At 66.5% G+C, this 17,935-nt stretch carries 18 protein-coding genes; 11 read left to right on the top strand and 7 right to left on the bottom strand.

From position 1 onward, the window contains the following. Positions 1 to 15 precede the first annotated feature (15 nt). The 3 genes from DUGA2_RS07480 to DUGA2_RS07470 all read right to left on the bottom strand — a co-directional run bounded on the left by DUGA2_RS07480 (position 16) and on the right by DUGA2_RS07470 (position 2,394). Positions 16 to 969, bottom strand: coding sequence for a FecR domain-containing protein (locus DUGA2_RS07480; protein ID WP_083296241.1), 954 nt, complete (start codon positions 967 to 969; stop codon positions 16 to 18). A gap of 2 nt (positions 970 to 971) precedes the next feature. Continuing rightward, positions 972 to 1,478: a sigma-70 family RNA polymerase sigma factor gene (locus DUGA2_RS07475; protein ID WP_070268313.1), complete on the bottom strand. Its 507-nt coding sequence runs from the start codon at positions 1,476 to 1,478 to the stop codon at positions 972 to 974. Positions 1,479 to 1,569: 91 nt separating this feature from the next. Further along, on the bottom strand, positions 1,570 to 2,394 hold the full coding sequence (locus tag DUGA2_RS07470; protein WP_070268311.1) for an arylamine N-acetyltransferase: 825 nt from the start codon (positions 2,392 to 2,394) through the stop codon (positions 1,570 to 1,572). 124 nt (positions 2,395 to 2,518) lie between these two features. On the opposite strand from DUGA2_RS07470, the gene DUGA2_RS07465 reads away from it, so the two are divergent. Then, the gene (locus tag DUGA2_RS07465; RefSeq protein WP_070268310.1) at positions 2,519 to 3,418 is read left to right on the top strand and encodes a hypothetical protein; all 900 of its coding nucleotides are present in this window, start codon (positions 2,519 to 2,521) and stop codon (positions 3,416 to 3,418) included. 23 nt (positions 3,419 to 3,441) lie between these two features. Here DUGA2_RS07465 and lnt read toward each other — a convergent pair whose 3' ends face one another. From lnt to DUGA2_RS34775, 4 genes are all read right to left on the bottom strand, one after another. Continuing rightward, positions 3,442 to 5,895, bottom strand: coding sequence for an apolipoprotein N-acyltransferase (lnt, locus tag DUGA2_RS07460; protein WP_229214620.1), 2,454 nt, complete (start codon positions 5,893 to 5,895; stop codon positions 3,442 to 3,444). A gap of 5 nt (positions 5,896 to 5,900) precedes the next feature. Then, the gene (locus tag DUGA2_RS07455) at positions 5,901 to 6,548 is read right to left on the bottom strand and encodes a hypothetical protein (RefSeq protein WP_070268307.1); all 648 of its coding nucleotides are present in this window, start codon (positions 6,546 to 6,548) and stop codon (positions 5,901 to 5,903) included. A 20-nt stretch (positions 6,549 to 6,568) separates the two neighbouring features. Beyond that, positions 6,569 to 7,663 carry a hypothetical protein gene (locus tag DUGA2_RS07450; RefSeq protein WP_070268305.1) on the bottom strand — a complete coding sequence of 365 codons (1,095 nt, stop codon included), beginning with the start codon at positions 7,661 to 7,663 and terminating at the stop codon, positions 6,569 to 6,571. A gap of 358 nt (positions 7,664 to 8,021) precedes the next feature. After that, positions 8,022 to 9,554 (bottom strand): methyl-accepting chemotaxis protein, encoded by a 1,533-nt coding sequence (locus DUGA2_RS34775; protein ID WP_070268304.1) that lies wholly within the window; start codon positions 9,552 to 9,554, stop codon positions 8,022 to 8,024. A 120-nt stretch (positions 9,555 to 9,674) separates the two neighbouring features. Between DUGA2_RS34775 and soxC the strand changes: the two genes are divergently transcribed. Genes soxC through DUGA2_RS07395 form a run of 10 tightly spaced genes read left to right on the top strand, consistent with a single transcriptional unit; the run spans position 9,675 to position 17,930 of the window. Next, the gene (gene soxC / locus DUGA2_RS07440; RefSeq protein WP_070268302.1) at positions 9,675 to 11,009 is read left to right on the top strand and encodes a sulfite dehydrogenase; all 1,335 of its coding nucleotides are present in this window, start codon (positions 9,675 to 9,677) and stop codon (positions 11,007 to 11,009) included. Next, entirely contained in the window at positions 11,009 to 12,070 is a 1,062-nt protein-coding gene (locus DUGA2_RS07435) for a c-type cytochrome (RefSeq protein ID WP_070268300.1), read from the top strand. Before soxC ends, DUGA2_RS07435 begins: the two co-directional genes overlap by 1 nt. A gap of 31 nt (positions 12,071 to 12,101) precedes the next feature. Beyond that, positions 12,102 to 12,560, top strand: coding sequence for a thiosulfate oxidation carrier protein SoxY (soxY, locus tag DUGA2_RS07430; RefSeq protein ID WP_070268297.1), 459 nt, complete (start codon positions 12,102 to 12,104; stop codon positions 12,558 to 12,560). A 29-nt stretch (positions 12,561 to 12,589) separates the two neighbouring features. Then, positions 12,590 to 12,901: a thiosulfate oxidation carrier complex protein SoxZ gene (gene soxZ / locus DUGA2_RS07425; RefSeq protein ID WP_071658875.1), complete on the top strand. Its 312-nt coding sequence runs from the start codon at positions 12,590 to 12,592 to the stop codon at positions 12,899 to 12,901. 10 nt (positions 12,902 to 12,911) lie between these two features. Further along, positions 12,912 to 13,718 carry a sulfur oxidation c-type cytochrome SoxA gene (gene soxA / locus DUGA2_RS07420; protein ID WP_070268293.1) on the top strand — a complete coding sequence of 269 codons (807 nt, stop codon included), beginning with the start codon at positions 12,912 to 12,914 and terminating at the stop codon, positions 13,716 to 13,718. Between the two features lie 12 nt (positions 13,719 to 13,730). Then, on the top strand, positions 13,731 to 14,351 hold the full coding sequence (gene soxX, locus DUGA2_RS07415) for a sulfur oxidation c-type cytochrome SoxX (protein ID WP_070268292.1): 621 nt from the start codon (positions 13,731 to 13,733) through the stop codon (positions 14,349 to 14,351). Positions 14,352 to 14,374: 23 nt separating this feature from the next. Continuing rightward, complete coding sequence (gene soxB / locus DUGA2_RS07410; RefSeq protein ID WP_070268290.1) at positions 14,375 to 16,093, top strand: thiosulfohydrolase SoxB; 1,719 nt, start codon at positions 14,375 to 14,377, stop codon at positions 16,091 to 16,093. A gap of 6 nt (positions 16,094 to 16,099) precedes the next feature. Beyond that, entirely contained in the window at positions 16,100 to 16,537 is a 438-nt protein-coding gene (locus DUGA2_RS07405; RefSeq protein WP_070268289.1) for a hypothetical protein, read from the top strand. Beyond that, positions 16,534 to 17,508, top strand: coding sequence for an MBL fold metallo-hydrolase (locus tag DUGA2_RS07400; protein ID WP_070268287.1), 975 nt, complete (start codon positions 16,534 to 16,536; stop codon positions 17,506 to 17,508). The genes DUGA2_RS07405 and DUGA2_RS07400 overlap by 4 nt, the downstream gene beginning before the upstream one ends. Then, positions 17,505 to 17,930, top strand: coding sequence for a DsrE family protein (locus tag DUGA2_RS07395; RefSeq protein ID WP_070268286.1), 426 nt, complete (start codon positions 17,505 to 17,507; stop codon positions 17,928 to 17,930). Before DUGA2_RS07400 ends, DUGA2_RS07395 begins: the two co-directional genes overlap by 4 nt. The last annotated feature ends 5 nt before the right edge of the window (positions 17,931 to 17,935 follow it).

The raw sequence follows: 17,935 nt of genomic DNA, 5'->3' as shown, positions 1-17,935 counted from the left end.
TCAGGCGGACGGCAATTATTTTTCCTGGCGCGGGGCCAGCGTGATCCAGTAGCCGTTCAGGCGCGACAGCGCATCGACGGGATAGGTCGAAACCAGCATGTCCAGCGCGCGCTCGCTGTCGGCCACCGGGAAGGCGCCGGAGATGGGCAGGCCGGCCACGCGGGCGTCGACGCCAATGTGGCCGCCACGGTAGCGCGACAGTTCCGCCACCAGCCGGTCCAGGCGCATCCTATCGGCCAGCAGCATGCCGGTGGTCCAGGCGGAGCTGCCGGCGTCCAGCTCGCTCGGCGCCGCCGCGCCGCGCGCGGTGTAGCGGCTTTGCTGGCCGGCCGCGACCACCAGCCCTGGCCCATGTGTCGGCGAGATGCGCACGGCGCCCTGCTCCACCGCCAGCGCGGTGTCGTCGTCGTGCAGGCGGACGCTGAAGCGGGTGCCCAGCGCCTGCAAGGCGCCGTGCGCGGTCGCCACGCGGAACGGGCGGTTCGCGCCGTCGTGGCCGGTCTGGACCAGGATCTCGCCTTTGCGCAGCAGCAGCAGGCGTTCCGCGCCGGTGTAGCGGATATCGACGGCGCTGGCCGTGTTCAGCGTCAGCCGCGTGCCGTCGGCCAGCGTGACGCTGCGGCGTTCGCCGACGGCGGTGCCGACGTCGGGCGCCCAGGCTTGCGATTGCGCGTAGCGCCAGCCCAGCCAGCCTGCGGGGATGGCGGCGATGGCCGCAGCCACGCGGGCGACGGCGGCGCGGCGGCCGGCAGCAGCGGGGCGGTGCAGCGCCGGCATCGCCAGCGCCTTCGGCAGTCCGTCGAACTTGCCCAGCAGCGTGGCGGCGCGCTCCCAGGCCCGTGCGTTGTCGGGATCGCTGCGGCGCCACTGCTCGCAGGCCGCGTGATCGGCTTCGGTGGCGCCGTCCTGCAAGCGGACCAGCCATTCCGCCGCCTGCTCCAGCGCGCGCGGCGCTATCGGTGCGGCCATGGCTACGCGTTCTCCATCGCCAGCAGGCAGCGCAGGTAAGCCTGCTTCATGTAGCGCTTGATGGTGATGACCGACAGGCCCAGTTGCGCGGCGATCTCGTCGTAGCGCAAGCCCTCCAGCTGCGACATCAGGAAGGCTTGCTTGACCTTGGCCGGCAAGGCATCGAGCATGGCGTCGATTTCATGCAGGGTTTCAAGGATCAGCAATTGCTGTTCGGGGGAGATGGCTTCGGGCTCGGGCAGCGTGGCCAGCGCTTCCAGATAGGCGCGCTCCAGTGCCTGGCGCCGGTACCAGTTGATCAATATGCCCTTGGCGACGGTGCTCAGGAAGGCACGCGGCTCCTGGAGTGCAGGCAGGTCGCTGCGCCCCAGGATGCGGATGAAAGTGTCCTGCGCCAGGTCGGCGGCGTCGCCGACATTGCCCAGCTTGGCGTACAACCACCGCTGCAGCCAGCAGTGGTGCTCGCTGTACAAGGCGGTGAAGTTGAGTGACGTGTGCGTGGCCGGCATATGTGAGAATGGGAATTATTCTCATCTATTCTACAACCAAACGGCTAATGCCACAATCACGAATCCGGCGCGGGGGCTGCGGCGGCGTACATCAGCCGCCCTGCGGCTCCCATACCGCCGCCGCCGCGCGTTCGAGCACCGGGCGCCAGTCGGGCGTCACCGGCAGCAGGAAAATCTCGGCCAGCGCCGTTTCCAGCTCGTCGGCCGACAGGTAGCGGCGCTCGCCGCCGCCATCGGCACGGCGTATCGTCAGGCGGTTGCGCAGCAGCGCGTGGCGGGCCTCGGGTGTGCTGCGCGCGACGATCAGGTCGTGGCGGAAGTGCGACGACGGATAGGTCGACGAGTAGAAATTCGCCATCTCGTAGTCGCCCGCGCGGCACGGCGCCGGGGAGATCATGTAGACCGGCATCCAGTCATCGCCCAGCAGCGCCTCCAGCAGATGCTCGTTGCCCTGCGGCGTGAGACGGAAGCGCTCGTGCTGCGTGGACTGCGGCGTCGTCAGGTCGAAGCGGATGGGCGCGGTCAGCACGCAGCTGCCGAAGCCGACGTCGCAGAGCCACGGCTGGCCGTCCACCGTCACGCGCAGCACCATGTGGGTGCGCGGCCGGTACTGGGACTCGGGGCCGGCCATCCAGCGCACCTGGGCGATCAGGGGCTCCACCTCGAAGCCCAGCGCGGTCAGCACGCGCTGGAACAGGCTGTTCTGCTCGAAGCAGTAGCCGCCGCGCCCGGCGTGGATCAGCTTGGCATCCACCGCTTGCGGCGCCAGCAGCACCGGGCGGTCCAGCAGCACATCGATGGCTTCGAAGGGTATCGCGGCCGGGTGCAGCTGCTGCAGGGCGCGCAGCGTGTCCAGCGTGGCGGTGCGCGGGCCGGTGTAGCCGACGCGCGCGCAATATGCGTCCAGTAATTCCATGGTCTCACCTCATCATAATGTTGGCGAAAGAACCACCATCATAGCAGCCATGTTGAACCCGGATCTGGCATGCGCCGCGCAAAATATTGTACATTAACATTATCGAATAAATAAGGATGGAAGAATGAAAACCTCGGCACTCCTCATCGCCGCGCTGGCGTTGACGGCTTCGGCAGGAAGCCAAGCCAGCGGCGGCATCGACCTGAAACAGATCATCAAGCAAGGCGTGGACAAGGGCTTGGGCAAGGACCAGGCCAGCGCCACGGCCACCGCCAACGGCGGCGGTACGCAAGCCGCTGCCGCCACTGGCGGGAGCATGCCGGCGTCGCTGCTCAACTCAGGTGGACCGGATATCGCCGGCGTCCGGGTCGGCATCACCGCCAACGAAGCGCGACAGGCGGTGCAAAAGCTCAATCCCGGTTACAAGATCATCCCCATCATCCAGCATGGCTCGAAGCGGGAGATCGGCTTCCAGGCATCGGTCGGAGTCGGACGCAACGATCCCAAGGGCGCGGATTTCTTCAGTGTGCTGTTCAACGAGGGCGGCACAGTCTGGGCGGTCAGACGCGACCAATCCCTGCCACCGGACAGGGCTATACTGAAAGATACCCTGGTCCAGTCGCTGAAGACAAAATATGACCAACCCGGCGGCCAGGTCAAGTATCGCGACAAGATCACGGTCAACATGGCGTGGGTGTACGACATGGCGGGCAAGCAGATCGCGTCATTTTCTACCAGCTTCAATTACACGCCCTGCCCTGAAGTACCGTACTCGAGGTACTCACCGGTTTCGGACAACATGAGTGTTTATCATGAGTACGCGCCGACCTGCGCGATGACCATCACCATCGACACCTCGGCTTTGCGCACCGGCAATCCGGACATGCTCGACAGGTATGCGGTCCAAATCGTCGCGCCGCCACTGCAGCATGACGTCGGCACGCTCAATACCGAGGCGGCCGCACGCGAGCAACAGAAAAAGAATCTCGAAAATACCGTGCGCGACAACAAGCCGCAGTTGTAAGCATCCGGCAAGCGGCGAACCTGCTACGTCCCGTACAGGTTCGCCAGCAGCCACCCCGGCAGGCCGAGATACAAGGCCAGGCGGCCGGCGCGCTCCAGCCAGCCGCGCACTGCGATGGCTTGCCCGGGACGCAGCAGCGCCGCCATCAAGGCGCCGGCTTCGATCGCCGCCCGCAGCAAGGCCGCGCTCAACACGACGCCGATGGACCAAGCGGCCCACCACAATCCAAACGCCGTGAGATACGCCTTCAATCCGTAGGTGTAGTACTCGCCGAACGCGCTGCCGTAGGCGATATGCTGATGCAGGTGGAAGGCCGGTATCGCCAACGCCAGCGGCAGCAGCACGAACTTGGCCAGCGGCCGGTCGAGCTTGCGGCGGCGCAGCGCCAGGCGGGCACGTGCATACACGCCCATCACCGCACCCGGCTGCTCCTGCTTCAGTCCCAACGCGGCGGCGAACGCCATGGGGTTGGCCAGCGCCAGCCCATACTGCCAACGCTGGCCCGACGCCAGCCGCAGCGCGACACCGGCGGCCGGAATCGGCAAGCGCCATAACTCGACCGATGCAATCTCGCCGAGCGCCAGTTCGATGCGCTGCGCGCCCCGCGTCAACACCAGCGCGGCGCCATCGATCGACGCCTGCGCGGCAAACGCCAGCAGCACGCACCACGAGGCGATTTCCGGCGCGAGGAAGAGTCCGCTGAACAGGCGGATTTGCGCCAGGGTGTTGGTGCGCAAAGGTTCGTTCAGCAGCAGCGCCACGCAGATGCCGAGCAGGCCCGCGCGCGCCAAGGCGCGCAGCAACGCTGCGGCAAACCGGGCCGCCGGCGGCAGCACCGCGACACGAACCGGGAAACGCATGGCAGGCTGCGCTGGCGACAAGGCGCCCTCTCCTTCCGAACGCCAGGATGGAATGGCCGCCCTGGCCGCCAGCAACAGCAGGAAGGCGCAGGCCGCACGCCCTACCCAGTCGCCCCAACGGACCATCAAGGTCGGCGCCGGTTGGCCTGGCACAACGTCGGCGATCACCAGCGCGGGTTCGCCCATGCGCGTGCCGGCCAGCTGGCTGCCGGTGGCGTCGAACACCGCGCTGTAGCCGTTGGTGGTGACGCGCACTTGCGGCAGCCGCGTCTCGATGCTGCGGAACGCCGCCACCGTCTGGTGCAGGCGCGCGCCCTCGGGATCGGCGGTGAACCAGGAATCGTTCGACATCGTCATGATCGCCTGCGCGCCCAGCCTGGCGCCAGTGATCGCCAGGCCGGCATCGACATCGTCGAGGCAGATCAGCGGCAGCACCGGGATCTCGCGGCCGTCGGCGAGCTTCAGCGGGAAGACCCGCGCGCCATTGCCCGCGCGCCAGTTGCCGGTCCACGGCAACAGCTGCCGCAGGCGCGGTCCGTCCAGCCAGGCCGGCACGTATTCGGTGAACGGGAACAGCCGCGTCTTGCGGTACAGGCCTGCCAGGCCGGTGGCTGGCTGCACGAAGGCGGCCGCGTTGTATTCGCCGTCGCTGTCGATATCGTAGGTGCCGAACACGAAGGGCACGCCGGCGGCGCGGACATTGGCGAGGATCTCGCGGTCGAACTCCGCGCCGGCCGCGCTCTTAGGATGGCCGAAGGTGGTGGGATAGGCGGTCTCCGACCACAGCACCACTTCCGCATGGCGGCGCACCACCGCGTCGTAGCTCATGGCGAAGTGCGTGGCGAGCACTTCCTGCACCACGGCGCGGGCGCCCTTGTGGCGGCGCATGCCTTCATAGTCGACCAGGTTGGCCTGCACCAGGCCCACGCGCAGCGGCTTGCCGGCGGCGACGTTGCCATCCCTGTCCGGCAGCACGGCAAGGCCGTAGCCGGCCAGCAGCAGCGGTCCCAGCGCGGCCAACGCCAGCGGCTGGGCGATCGCGCGCCAGCCATCGCGACGCCGCGCCAGCGCGGCCACGGCGCCCTCGTTGGCCAGCAACAGCAACACGGTCAGGCCCGCGCCGCCAGCCACGGCGGCGCCCTGGCGCATCAGACGGGATGGATACAGTCCATAACCGAGCGTGTCGCCGAGCAGCTTGGGCAGCAGCCATTCCGCAGCCACCCACGCCGCCGCTGCGGCCAACGCGCGCAGCAGCGGGCCATGCCGGCGTCCGGCCACATGGCGCACCAGCGCGAACACCAGGAACTGCGGCTGGAACAGGGGCGCGGCCAGCAGCAGCACGGCCAGTCCCACGCCGGCGCCGGAGTGCGTGTAGCGTCCAAGCGCGGTGCCGAACCAGGGGAACACGGCCGCCGTGAAAGCCAGCGACATCAGGTAGGCCCAGCCCAGCGTTGCCGCCAGCGTCCGGCTGGCGTTGAGCACGAACAGCCACGGCGCCAGCATCACGAAGCCCAGCAGCCAGCCCGCGCCGCCGCGCGCATACAGCGCCGACAGCGCGGCGCTCGCCAGGATGCCGGCCACCATGCGAGTAGTGGAAGAAGTCAGTAGTTTTTGCATGCGAATCAACGGCCGGGACTGGCCGGGTCCACTGGTTTGGGAATGACGATGCGCCGGATCGGCAGGCCGGGCGGCGCCAGCTCAGGCGGCACGACGCGGTCCTTGGGCATGGCGATCGGCTGGTGGGCGGAGTCGTACAGTTGGAAATCCGGCGCGAACATCAGGATGGCTTCGATGCGCTGGCCATCGTCGGTGGCCTGGTGGTGGCGGACGTAGCCGGGCGGCAGCTCGAAGTTTTCCGGCACCGCCAGCCCGACCAGCGGCGGACGGGTGCCAGGCGGCGAAAATGCGCCGAGGCCGGTATATATGCCGCGCTCGTGCAGGCGCTCTATCACTTCGGGCATGGTGGGTTTCTCGCCACGGGCGACGTAGCTTTTCAGGTCGCGCGTCGGGTCGGCGTCACCTTCCGGTGCGCGCGCCGCCGGCGATGGTTGCGAAGCTTGCGCCGCAGCCTGCTGCATGGCTGGGGCAGGCTGCGCCCCGGCAGCCGGCGCCGCCCCGGCCTGCGCCGGCGGCGGCGTCGCAACGACGACCGGGTCGGGATCCGGCGTCGTCACCAGATAAACCAGCACGCCGCAACCGATCACGGCCAGCACCAGCGCGACGGCCAGATAGCCGGCGCGCGGATGCCAGGTGCGGGGAGGCTTATCCAAGGGAGTGGCTCAGCTGTGCCTCAAGGCGTGGCGACGTTGTAGGTCGACACCGCCCAGCCCATCCGCTCGTGGCCGTACTGGTTCCAGATCGGATTCTTACCGCCCGAGAAGGAGCTGTAGCGTGGCGCCCCCGTACCGGTGCTGCCGCCGAACAGACCTGCCGTTACCGTGCTGCCGCTGTAGGTCGGGTGGGTGTCGTCCGATTGGATATAGTCGTAGCTGCTGCCCGAAGACACGAAGTGCGTGTTGGCGTCGCGCAGCGTCGAGCGCAGCGTGCTGGTGATGCGGGTGACATAGCTGGCCTGGCTCTCGCCGCTCACATAGCGCAGCGCCTCGGAATCGATCTTGCCGTCGCCGTTGCTGTCATAGTCGGCGCCCATGTACTGGGCGAAGTTGTCGGCGCAGGCAAAGCCCTTCTGGCGCGCCAGGTCGCACATCGCGAAGTTGATGCGGACCAGGGACGGCAGGAATTTTTCCTGCATGTTCACGGTCTTGCCGGTGGATGGATCCTTGCAGGAGCTCTGGACGTTGTCCGCGGAGTAGCCAGGGTAGTGCAGGTTAGACACCAGCTTGAGCTTGACGCCGGAATAGGCGTTGGCGTTGATGTAGTCCATCGCGGCCCCGACATAGGTCTTGCAGCTGCTTTCCGCCGCGGTCAGCACGCTGTCGTCGCAGGTGCCGGTCTGGCTCTTGAAGGCGGTGCGGGCTTGCAAGCCGTCATTGCCGCACATTTCGAAGGCGACCACGCGGGTGTTACTGGCCTGCATATACGAACGCTCGGCCACGATCTTGTTGTTGTAGACGTCCGAGGCGACCGCGCCGGACTTGGTGCGGCGCACGCTCTCGATGTCGGCGTTCCACAGCGAGGACAGATACTCCGCGTCCACCGTCGGCGCCGAATACTTGGCGGCGCTGGTGACGGAGCCGTTGTAGCCGGCAAAGATGGAATCGCCGTAGGCCACCACGCGATAAACGGTGCTGGTGCCTGGCCGGTCGATGGTCCAGGAAACGTTTTGGTTCAGGGTGCTGGCGGCCGCATGGTTCCCAACGGCGAGCAAGACAAGGGTGGACAACAGCGTAGGCAACGACTTCTTGTGAAAGCGGGTGTACGACATGGGGTGTCTCCGATCAGAGTCTCTGCAAGATGGCTCATTTTGTGATTTTCTCGCACTACGACGTACAGCAGCCCCGGTCGCACGAGCCATCATAGCGCGGCGGTCAGGCTGCCATCGTTCCCATCAACTTCAAGTTAGCAAACAATTCATGTTACCTACGCCGGCAGCCGCACGATTCACCTGTGCGGCCACTGTCTCGCAAGGACACGAAAATGTCTCGCCGGGTCCGCTCACCTGTGGCGTGGGGATCACATGGACCGCAAACCCAGCCACAAGCAAGCGGCGCCAGGCGGCGCCATGCAATAATTATACTTTTGCATAATTACCAATTGATGACAGCGCGAATAAATGTGCCGGCCTAGCGGCGCAGCTTGAAGACGCTGACGGCGCCGGCCAGCGCGGCGGCCTGCTGCTGCATCGATTGCGCCGCCGCCGTGGCTTGCTCCACCAGCGCCGCATTCTGTTGCGTCACCTGGTCCATCTGGACGATGGCGTTGTTGACGTGCTCGATGCCCGAGGTCTGTTCTTCGCTGGCGTCGGCGATCTCGCCCATGATGGCGCTGACGCGATTGACGCTGGCCACGATCTCGTCCATCGTCGTGCCGGCCTGCTCGACCAGGCGCGCGCCTTGCTCCACGCTTTGCACGGACTCGCCGATCAGCTCCTTGATTTCCTTGGCGGCGGACGCCGACCGCTGGGCCAGGTTGCGCACCTCGGACGCCACCACGGCAAAGCCGCGTCCCTGCTCGCCGGCCCGCGCCGCTTCGACGGCCGCATTCAGCGCCAGGATATTGGTCTGGAAAGCGATGCCATCGATGACGCCGATGATGTCGACAATGCGGCGCGACGATTGATTGATCTCGCCCATGGTCGTCACCACCTCGGCCACCACCGTGCCGCCCTTGACCGCAACCGCCGCCGTCGCCGCCACCAGGCCGCTGGCCTGGCGCGCGCTGCCGGCATTCTGCTTGACCGTGGAGGTCAGCTCGTCCATCGCGCTGGCGGTCTGGCCCAGCGAGCTCGCTTGCTGCTCCGTGCGGTTGGACAGGTCCAGGTTGCCGTCGGCGATCTCGCTCGACGCCGTCGATATGGTGTCGGCGCCGCTGCGGATCTGCGCCACGATGTCGGCCAGGCTTTGCTGCATCGACTTCATGGCCGACAGCAGGCTGTCGCGATCGCCGCCGGTGGTCTGTATCTCTTCGGTGAAATCGCCGGCGGCGATGCGGCGCGCGATGTCGGCCGCATAGTCCGGTTCGCCGCCCAGCTGGCGCATCACATTGGCCGCCAGCCAGTATGTGACCAAGCCGGCCGCCACCAGCGTGGCCAGCGCCAGGCCCAGGCTGATCCACAGCGTGCGCTGGGTCGAGGCGATCACGCCCGCTTCGGCCTGTTTGACGTCGTCCTTCTTGGCCTTGAGGAAGTCCAGCAGATGGCCGCGCATGACGCGCCAGACCGGCGTTTCATCCTTGTTCAGCACCTGGATCGCGGCGGCCTGGTCGTCCTTGGCCAGCGCCATGATCTTCGTTTGCAGCCCGGCCTGTTTTTCGCGCAGTTGCGCCACGTCCGCGAACATCTTGCCGGCCTCGCTTTGCGGTGCGACCAGGCCTTGCGCCACCTGCATGTGTTCGGCGAAGGATTTGCTGGCGTCCTCGATATTCTTGAGCCCTGCCTTGTTGCTGGGATCGAGCACCACGTTGCGCAGCGCCTGTCCCATCTGCAAGCCTTGCGCGTACAGGTTGGTGGTGGTCTGCAACAAGGCCTGGTCCACTTCCAGGAATTGCTGGAACTGGTTGCGGGCGCTTTGCATGCCCATCAGCGCCACCCCCAGCGCGACAAGGAAAGCACAACATACTACAGCCATGCACAGCACCATCTTGTCGCGTAACTTCATCGATATTCTCCCCAGATTAAATTTTTAAATTTATGACAACAGTACGGGATAGGAAATCTCTTGCGTTGAGGAACTTGTACAGGCTAAGCTTATCCCCATAAAAACACAAGGAGACCGGCCGTGACGGATGTGCTACGCACTATCGGCAGGCTGTTGCAAGCCCCCGAGCATCATCTCGGCGAGGCGCAGCATGCACAGGCGCGTACAGCGCGCCGCAGCTTCATGGGTAAGGCCCTGGCCATGGGTGCCGGCGTCGCTGCGGGCGGCGTTGCCGCCGCACAGAGCGCGGCCGGCGACGACGCCATCCTGACCTTGCCTGCACACAGCAAGACCCTGGGCCAGCCGGTCGCCGCCCAGCCCTATGGCCAGCCGTCCAAGTGGGAGGGCAATGTGCTGCGCCGCGAAAGCCCGGGCCTGACCCGCGTGCGCCAGGCATCCGTCAGTTTTACGCCACTGCAAGGACTGTTCGGCATCATCACGCCCAGCGGCTTGCACTTCGAACGCCACCACCAGGGCTGGCATGACATCGACCCCAGCGGCCACCGCTTGATGATCAACGGCCTGGTGCGCGAGCCGCGCGTGTTCACCATGGACGACCTGATGCGCCTGCCGTCCGTGTCGCGCATCCACTTCATCGAATGCGGCGCCAATACCGGCGCCGAATGGGGCAATGTCGCGCTGCCGACGGTGCAATATACGCACGGCATGCTGGCCTGCTCGGAATACACGGGCGTGCTGCTGTCGACCCTGCTCGACATGTGCGGCATCGACCGCAAGCGCGCCCGTTTTGTATTGGCCGAAGGCGCCGACGGTTCCAGCATGACGCGCACCATCGCCATCGAACGGGCGCTGGACGATGTCATCGTGGCCTGGGGCCAGAACGGCGAAATGCTGCGGCCGGAAAACGGCTACCCGCTGCGCCTGGTGGTGCCGGGCGTGCAGGGCGTCAGCTGGGTCAAATATTTGCGCCGCATCGAGGTGGGCGACCAGCCGTGGGACACCAAGGATGAAACCATCCACTACGTCGACCTGATGCCGGACGGGCAGCATCGGCAGTACACCTCCATCCAGGAATGCAAGAGCGTGATCACCACGCCATCCGGCGGCCAGACCTTGCTCGATCGCGGCTACTACAACATCAGCGGCCTGGCCTGGTCGGGGCGCGGGCGCATCAAGCGCGTCGATGTCAGCACGGACGGCGGCCGCAACTGGCGCAGCGCCCGTATCGAAGGGCCGGTGCAGAACAAGGCGCTGACGCGATTTAATATCGACTGGGTGTGGGATGGCGGCAACGCCGTGCTGCAAAGCCGCGCCATCGACGACAGCGGCTACGTGCAGCCGAAGATCAACCAGCTGCGCGCCATGCGCGGCACGCGCTCCATTTATCACAACAACGCCATCCAGTCCTGGCTGGTGTCGCCGAACGGCGAAGTCTCCAACGTGCAGGTGAGCTGATGAAAAAAACGATCATCGCCGCCGCCGCGCTGTTGGGCGCCTGCCTGCTGGTGCAGGCCGCCGACGCGCCGTGGCAAGCCATCGGCCGCCCCGCCACGCCGGCTGAAATCAAGGCCTGGGATATCGACGTGCGCGCAGATTTCCAGGGGCTGCCGAAAGGCCGCGGTTCCGTCGCCCAGGGCGAGCAGATCTGGGAGAACCGCTGCGCCGGCTGCCACGGCAGCTTTGGCGAATCGAACGAGGTGTTCACGCCCATCGTCGGCGGCACCAGCGACGCCGATATCAAGAGCGGCCACGTGGCGGCCCTGTCCAACGGCAGCGTACCGCAGCGCACAACGCTGATGAAGGTGGCCCGGCTGTCCACGCTGTGGGACTACATCAACCGCGCCATGCCGTGGGATGCGCCCAAGTCGCTCAGCGCGGATGAGGTGTATGCCGTGACCGCACACATCCTGAACCTGGGCGGCGTCGTGCCGTCCGATTTCGTGCTGAGCAACGACAACATCGCCGACGTGCAGCAGCGCCTGCCCAACCGCAACGGCCTGGTGCGCCAGCCCGGCCTGTGGGACATCAAGGGCAAGCCCGATGTACTCAACACCGCCTGCATGACCAATTGCCCGACCGAGGCCAGGCAGACATCCAGCCTGCCCGACTTCGCCCGCAACGCGCATGGCAATCTGGCCGAGCAAAACCGTGCGCTGGGCGGCGTGCGCGGCACCGACACCACGCGGCCGGCGCGCGCCGTGCTGGCGCCGGCCGTTGCGGTCGCAGCAGCAGCGCCCGCAACGGCCAAGGCCGCCGCCGGCGGCGACGCGCAACAACTGCTGAACAAGAACGGCTGCCTGGCCTGTCACGGCGTGAGCAACAAAATTATCGGCCCCGCCCTGCGCGACATCGCCGCCAAGTACCAGGGCCGCGCCGACCGCGCAGCCTATTTGCAAGCCAAGATACGCAGCGGCGGCGCCGGCGCATGGGGCGCCATGCCCATGCCGCCGCAAAGCCAGTTGAAAGAAGCCGACATGCAAGCCATCGTTCAATGGCTGGCCAGCGGCGCGCAATGAGCGGGCCCACCCGCAACCACCAGGAGACTGCATGAACCCCACCCGTCGTACCGTATTGAAGACCAGCTCGGCCCTGGGCCTGCTGGTCGCCTGTGGCCTCGTGACCAGCCAGCAAGCGCTGGCCGCCACCGGCCGTGAAGGCTTCAGCGCCAAGTCCCTGGCCGATGCGCTGGCCGCCGTCGGCGGCACGCCGGCCGACAGCAAGGACATCGTCATCACCTCGCCCGACATCGCTGAGAACGGCGCCGTGGTGCCGGTGAGCGTGGCGTCCAATATTCCCGGCACCAGCGAAATCTACTTCTTCGTAGAAAAGAACCCGAATCCGCTGGCCGCCAAGTTCGTCATCCCGGAAGGCACCACCACCGCCGTGCAGAGCCGCCTGAAGATGGGCCAGAGCACCAACGTGGTGGCCGTGGTGAAGACCGCCGACGGCAAGCTGTACTCGGCGACCAAGGAAACCAAGGTCACGCTGGGCGGCTGCGGCGGCTGACCCCAATCAGAATCAGGACAGGAGCAGACATGGCAGATCCAATGAAAATCCGTGCCAACGCCGCCAATGGCGTCACGGAAGTAAAAGTACTGATGGCCCATCCGATGGAGGCCGGCATCCGCAAGGACGCGGCCGGCAACGTGGTGCCGGCGCACTACATCACCGACGTCACCGTCAAGCACGGCGAGCGCGTGGTGCTGCAATGCCTGTGGGGCCAGTCGGTCTCGCAAAACCCTTACCTCGCCTTCAAGTTCAAGGGCGGCGCCAAGGGCGACACGGTCAGCGTCAGCTGGCAGGACAATCTGGGCGAAAGCCGCACCGATCAAGTCACCGTAGCCTGAGGCCATCACCATGCCACTATCCCGTGTCACCTGGGCCAGCCTGTTGGGGCTGGTCATTGCAGGCAGCGCCCTCGCGCAAAGCACCAGCGATGAAATCGCCAAATACCGCGCCATGCTGGCCGACGGCAATCCCGCCGAGCTGGTCGAGGGCCAGGGCGAGGTACTGTGGACCACCAAGCGCGGCCCCAAGCAAGCCACGCTGGAGGGCTGCGACCTGGGCAAAGGCCCGGGCGTCATTGCCGGCGCCTACGCCGAGCTGCCGCGCTACTTCAAGGACACGGGCAAGGTGATGGACGCCGAAGCGCGCCTGGTGCATTGCATGGTGACGCTGCAGGGCATCGAGCGCGCCGACATCGTGCGCAAGCCGTTTTCCGAGCAGGGCGAGCGCGCCACCGACATGGAAGCGCTGGCGGCCTACGTGTCGGCCGCCTCGCGTGACGTGAAGATCAACCTGCCGCAACAACATGCCGAGGAAAAAGCCGCGTATGCACGCGGCAAGCAAGCGTTCTTCTACCGTGCCGGCCCGCATGATTTTTCCTGCGCCTCCTGCCACAGCAAGAACGACCAGCGCATCCGGCTGCAAGACCTGCCGAACCTGCAACAGGCGGCCGCCGCGCGCGGCGCCTTCGCCAGCTGGCCGGCCTACCGCGTCAGCCAGGGCGCGGTGCGCACCATGCAATGGCGCATGGCCGACTGCTTCCGCCAGCAGCGCTTCCCGCAACTGGAGTACAACTCCCAGGCAGCCATCGACCTGATCACTTACCTCGGCGTCAACGCCAAGGGCGGCGTGATGGCGGCGCCGGGCTTGAAACGCTGATACGGAGTGTCCATGCAAAGCAAATTCATCACCGCAGCCCTGTTGGGCGTGCTGGCCTCCAGCGTTGCACTGGCCGCCGGGCCGGCAGCCAAGGATAGCGCCGACCTGGCCGCGTTCAAGGCTTCGTTCCGCGACAAGAACGAAGCTACCGTCGAGCGCCTGGAACAGACCGAGGCGCAGCGCCTGTGCTCGCAGGATGCGCAACGCCCGCTGAAGCCCGCGCAACGCAAGCAGATCGAACAGCAGGCCACGGCCGCCGTGCGCTATCCGGCCGACGGCAACTACCTGGGCGACTGGAAGGAAGGCGAGAAGGTCGCGCAGAACGGCCGCGGCCTGCAATCGTCCGATCCGAAAGGGACGGCGGCCGGCGGCAATTGCTATGCCTGCCATCAGATGGACAAGAAGGAAATCGCCTTCGGCAATATCGGCCCCAGCTTGCAGCAGTACGGCAAGCTGCGCGGCGGCCCGACGCCGGAGATCCTCAAGTACACCTGGGCCAAGATCTACAACTCGCATGCTTTCCAGGCGTGCTCGGTGATGCCGCGCTTCGGCGCCGCCGGCATCCTGACGGAAAAGCAGATGCAGGACGTGATGGCGCTGCTGCTGGCGCCTGAATCGCCGGTCAACCAGTAATTCATCCTCAGCCGGGCTACCCCATGCAACGACGCGAATTCATGCAAATGCTGGCCATCGCCAGCGCCGGCGGCCTGGCTTTGGCCAGCAAGGATGGACTGGCCGCCACGCCCGGCGCCGCCGAGCAGCTGTATGCGGTGCCGAAGTTCGGCAACGTCAGCCTGCTGCACATCACCGATTGCCACGCCCAGCTGCGGCCGCTGTATTTCCGCGAGCCCAGCGTCAACCTCGGCATCGGCGAGGCGGCCGGCAAGGCGCCGCACCTGGTGGGCGATGCCTTGCTCAAGCAGTTCAAGATCGCGCCGAAGACGGCGCGCGCGCACGCCTTCACCTACCTCGATTTTGCCGCCGCCGCCAAGGTGTACGGCAAGGTCGGCGGCTTCGCCCATTTGTCGACGCTGGTCCAGCAGCTGCGCGCCAGCCGTCCGCACGCCGTGCTGTGCGACGGCGGCGACACCTGGCAGGGCTCGGCCACGGCGCTGTGGACTAACGGCCAGGACATGGTTGATGCCGCCAAGCTGCTGGGCGTGGAGATCATGGCGCCGCACTGGGAGTTCACGCTGGGCGCGCAGCGGGTGCAGGAAATCGTGCAGAAGGATTTCAAGGGCAAGGTGGATTTCGTCGCGCAGAACGTGGTGACGGCCGATTTCGGCGACGCCGTGTTCGCCCCCTACAGCTGGCGCGAAATGAACGGCGTGCCGGTGGCCGTGATCGGCCAGGCGTTCCCGTACACGCCGATCGCCAACCCGCGCTACCTGGTGCCGGACTGGAGCTTCGGCATCCAGGAAGAGCGCTTGCAGGCGCTGGTCAAGGAAGTGCGCGCCAAGGGCGCCAAGGTGGTGGTGCTGCTGTCGCACAACGGCATGGACGTGGACCTGAAGCTGGCCAGCCGTGTCAGCGGCATCGACGCCATCCTCGGCGGCCACACCCACGATGGCGTGCCGACGCCGGTGGTGGTGTCCAACCAGGGCGGCCAGACGCTGGTGACGAATGCCGGCTCGAACGGCAAGTTCCTCGGCGTGCTGGATTTCGACGTGCGCGACGGACGCATCCAGGGCTACCAGTACCGCCTGCTGCCGGTGTTCTCCAACCTGCTGCCGGCCGACCGCGCCATGCAGGCGCACATCGACGCGGTGCGTGCGCCGTTCCGCGCCAGGCTGGATGAAACGCTGGCCGTCACCGAAGGCTTGCTATACCGGCGCGGCAATTTCAACGGCAGCTGGGACCAGTTGATCGTCGACGGCCTGCTGGCGGTCAAGGGCGCCGACCTGGCGTTCTCGCCGGGCTTCCGCTGGGGGACGTCGCTGCTGCCGGGCGCGCCCATCACGCGCGGCGATTTGATGGACCAGCTGGCGATTACCTACCCGGCCACGACGCTGACCGAGATGACGGGCGCCACCATCAAGACCATCATGGAAGATGTGTGCGACAACCTGTTCCATCCGGATCCCTATTACCAGCAAGGCGGCGACATGGTGCGCGTGGGCGGCATGAGCTACACCTGCACGCCGGCCGCCGCCACCGGCCGGCGCATCAGCGACATGCGGCTGAACGGCAAGCTGCTCGATGCGGACAAGACCTACAAGGTGGCCGGCTGGGCCCCGGTGGCCGAGGGCGCCAGCGGCGCTCCGATCTGGGACGTGATGGAAACGTATCTGCGCGCCCACCCGGTGGTGCGCGCGCGCCGCCCCGACCAGCCGACGCTGGTGGGCACGGCCGGCAATCCCGGCATGGCTGGCTGAACCGCTGTGGCCGACGCCCCGCACGCGCCCTTGCTGCCGCCGCTGCTTGATCTGCGGATGGAACTGGCCGCGCTGGCGGCGTCACGGGCGGTGCTGGTATTGCTGGTGTCGCGCATGGACTGTCCGTATTGCCTGGAGGTGAGACGCAACTACCTTGCGCCGCTGCTGCGCGAAGGCGATCCGCGCCTGGTGCTGCGAGAGCTGGAAAGCGATACCGTGGATCAGTTGGTCGACGCGGCCGGACAGCAGCAGCCCATCGCCGAAGTGCTGCGCCAGCTGCATGTGAGTTTCTTCCCCACGGTATTATTTCTCGGCAGCGGAGGCCGCACGCTGGCCGCCCCCTTGCCCGGCCTGGACCAGGCGGGCTTCTACGGCGCCTATCTGGAGGGCCGCCTGCAACAGGCGCAAGCCGCCGCCCTCGCCTCGCCCAAGGAAACGATATGAATCATTTCCGCCGACTGCTGTTGCTGGCCGCGTTGTTGCCCGTGCTGCCGGCCCAGGCTGCGCCGGACATCGTCCTCAAGCCGGTCAAGGTCAGTCCCCATGTCTACTATTTCCAGGGCGAAGCCGGCATGGCCAGCCAGGCCAACCGGGGCTTCATGTCGAATGCCGGCTTTGTCGTCACGCCGGCCGGCGTGGTGGTGTACGACGCGCTGGCCACGCCGGCGCTGGGCGCCGCCATGATGCGGGCGATCCGCCTGGTGACGAAGGCCCCGCTGAAGATGGTGATCGTTGGGCACTACCACGCCGACCATTTCTACGGCCTGCAAGCGCTGCGCCAGCCCGGCGTGGCGATCGCCGCCCACCGCAACGGCCGCGACTACCTGCACTCGGACCTGGCGCGCGAACGGCTGGCGCAACGCCGCGCCGAACTGGCGCCGTGGGTGAACGAGCAAACGGAGCTGGTGTCGGCCGACCGCTGGCTCGACTTTGCCGATGGCCAGCCGTGGCGCTTCGAACTGGGTGGCCTGCACTTCCGCGTGATCGACAGCAGCGGCGCCCACTCGCCGGAAGACTTGCTGATGCTGGTGGAAGAAGACCACGTGCTGTTCGCAGGCGACCTGTTCTTCAGCGGCCGCCTGCCGTATGTCGGCGACGCGGACAGCAAGCGCTGGCTGCAGGCGCTGGACCGCATGCTCGATGCGCAGCCGTCCGTGGTGATCCCCGGCCACGGCCCGGCCTCGCGCGCGCCGCGCCAGGACATGCTGCTGACCCAGCGCTATCTGCGCTACCTGCGCGAACAGATGGGCAGTGCCGTGCAGGAACTGCTATCCTTCGATGAGGCCTATGCACGCACCGACTGGTCGGCGTTCAAGGACTATCCGGCCTTCAGCCAGGCCAACCGGCTCAACGCCTATGGCACTTATCTGCTGATGGAAAAAGAATCTCTAGAAACTGGCAAGGAATCCAAATGAAACTGTTCCGTATTTTGATGCTGCCCCTGCTGCTGCTGTGCGCCCAGGCGTCGCAGGCCGAGGCGCCGCGCGTGGAAAAAGTGGTCTATCACTTCAGCGAGGCCGGCAATGCCATGGGCGGCTTGCGCAACATCCGCAACCACCTGGACGCCAGTCCCAATGCGCAGATCGTGGTCGTGGCGCTGGGCGGGGGCATCGATTTCCTGCTCGACGGCGAGAAGGACAAGAACGGCAATCCGTATGAAGTGGTGGTGCAGGAACTGGCGGCCCGCCACGTGCAGTTCCGCGTCTGCAACAACACGCTGAAGGCGCGCAACATCAGCAAGGACAAGGTGCTGGCGGAAGCGACCATCGTCCCGTCCGGCGTGGCGGAAATCAGCCGTTTGCAGGCGCTGGAAGGCTATGCTTACATCAAGCCGTAGGCGTA

This window comes from Duganella sp. HH101, from assembly GCF_001758795.1.
In the GTDB taxonomy this organism is placed as follows: Bacteria; Pseudomonadota; Gammaproteobacteria; order Burkholderiales; family Burkholderiaceae_D; genus Rugamonas; species Rugamonas rivuli.
Note: the sequence above shows the minus strand (reverse complement) of the source record. Positions and strands in the feature narration are given on the sequence as shown.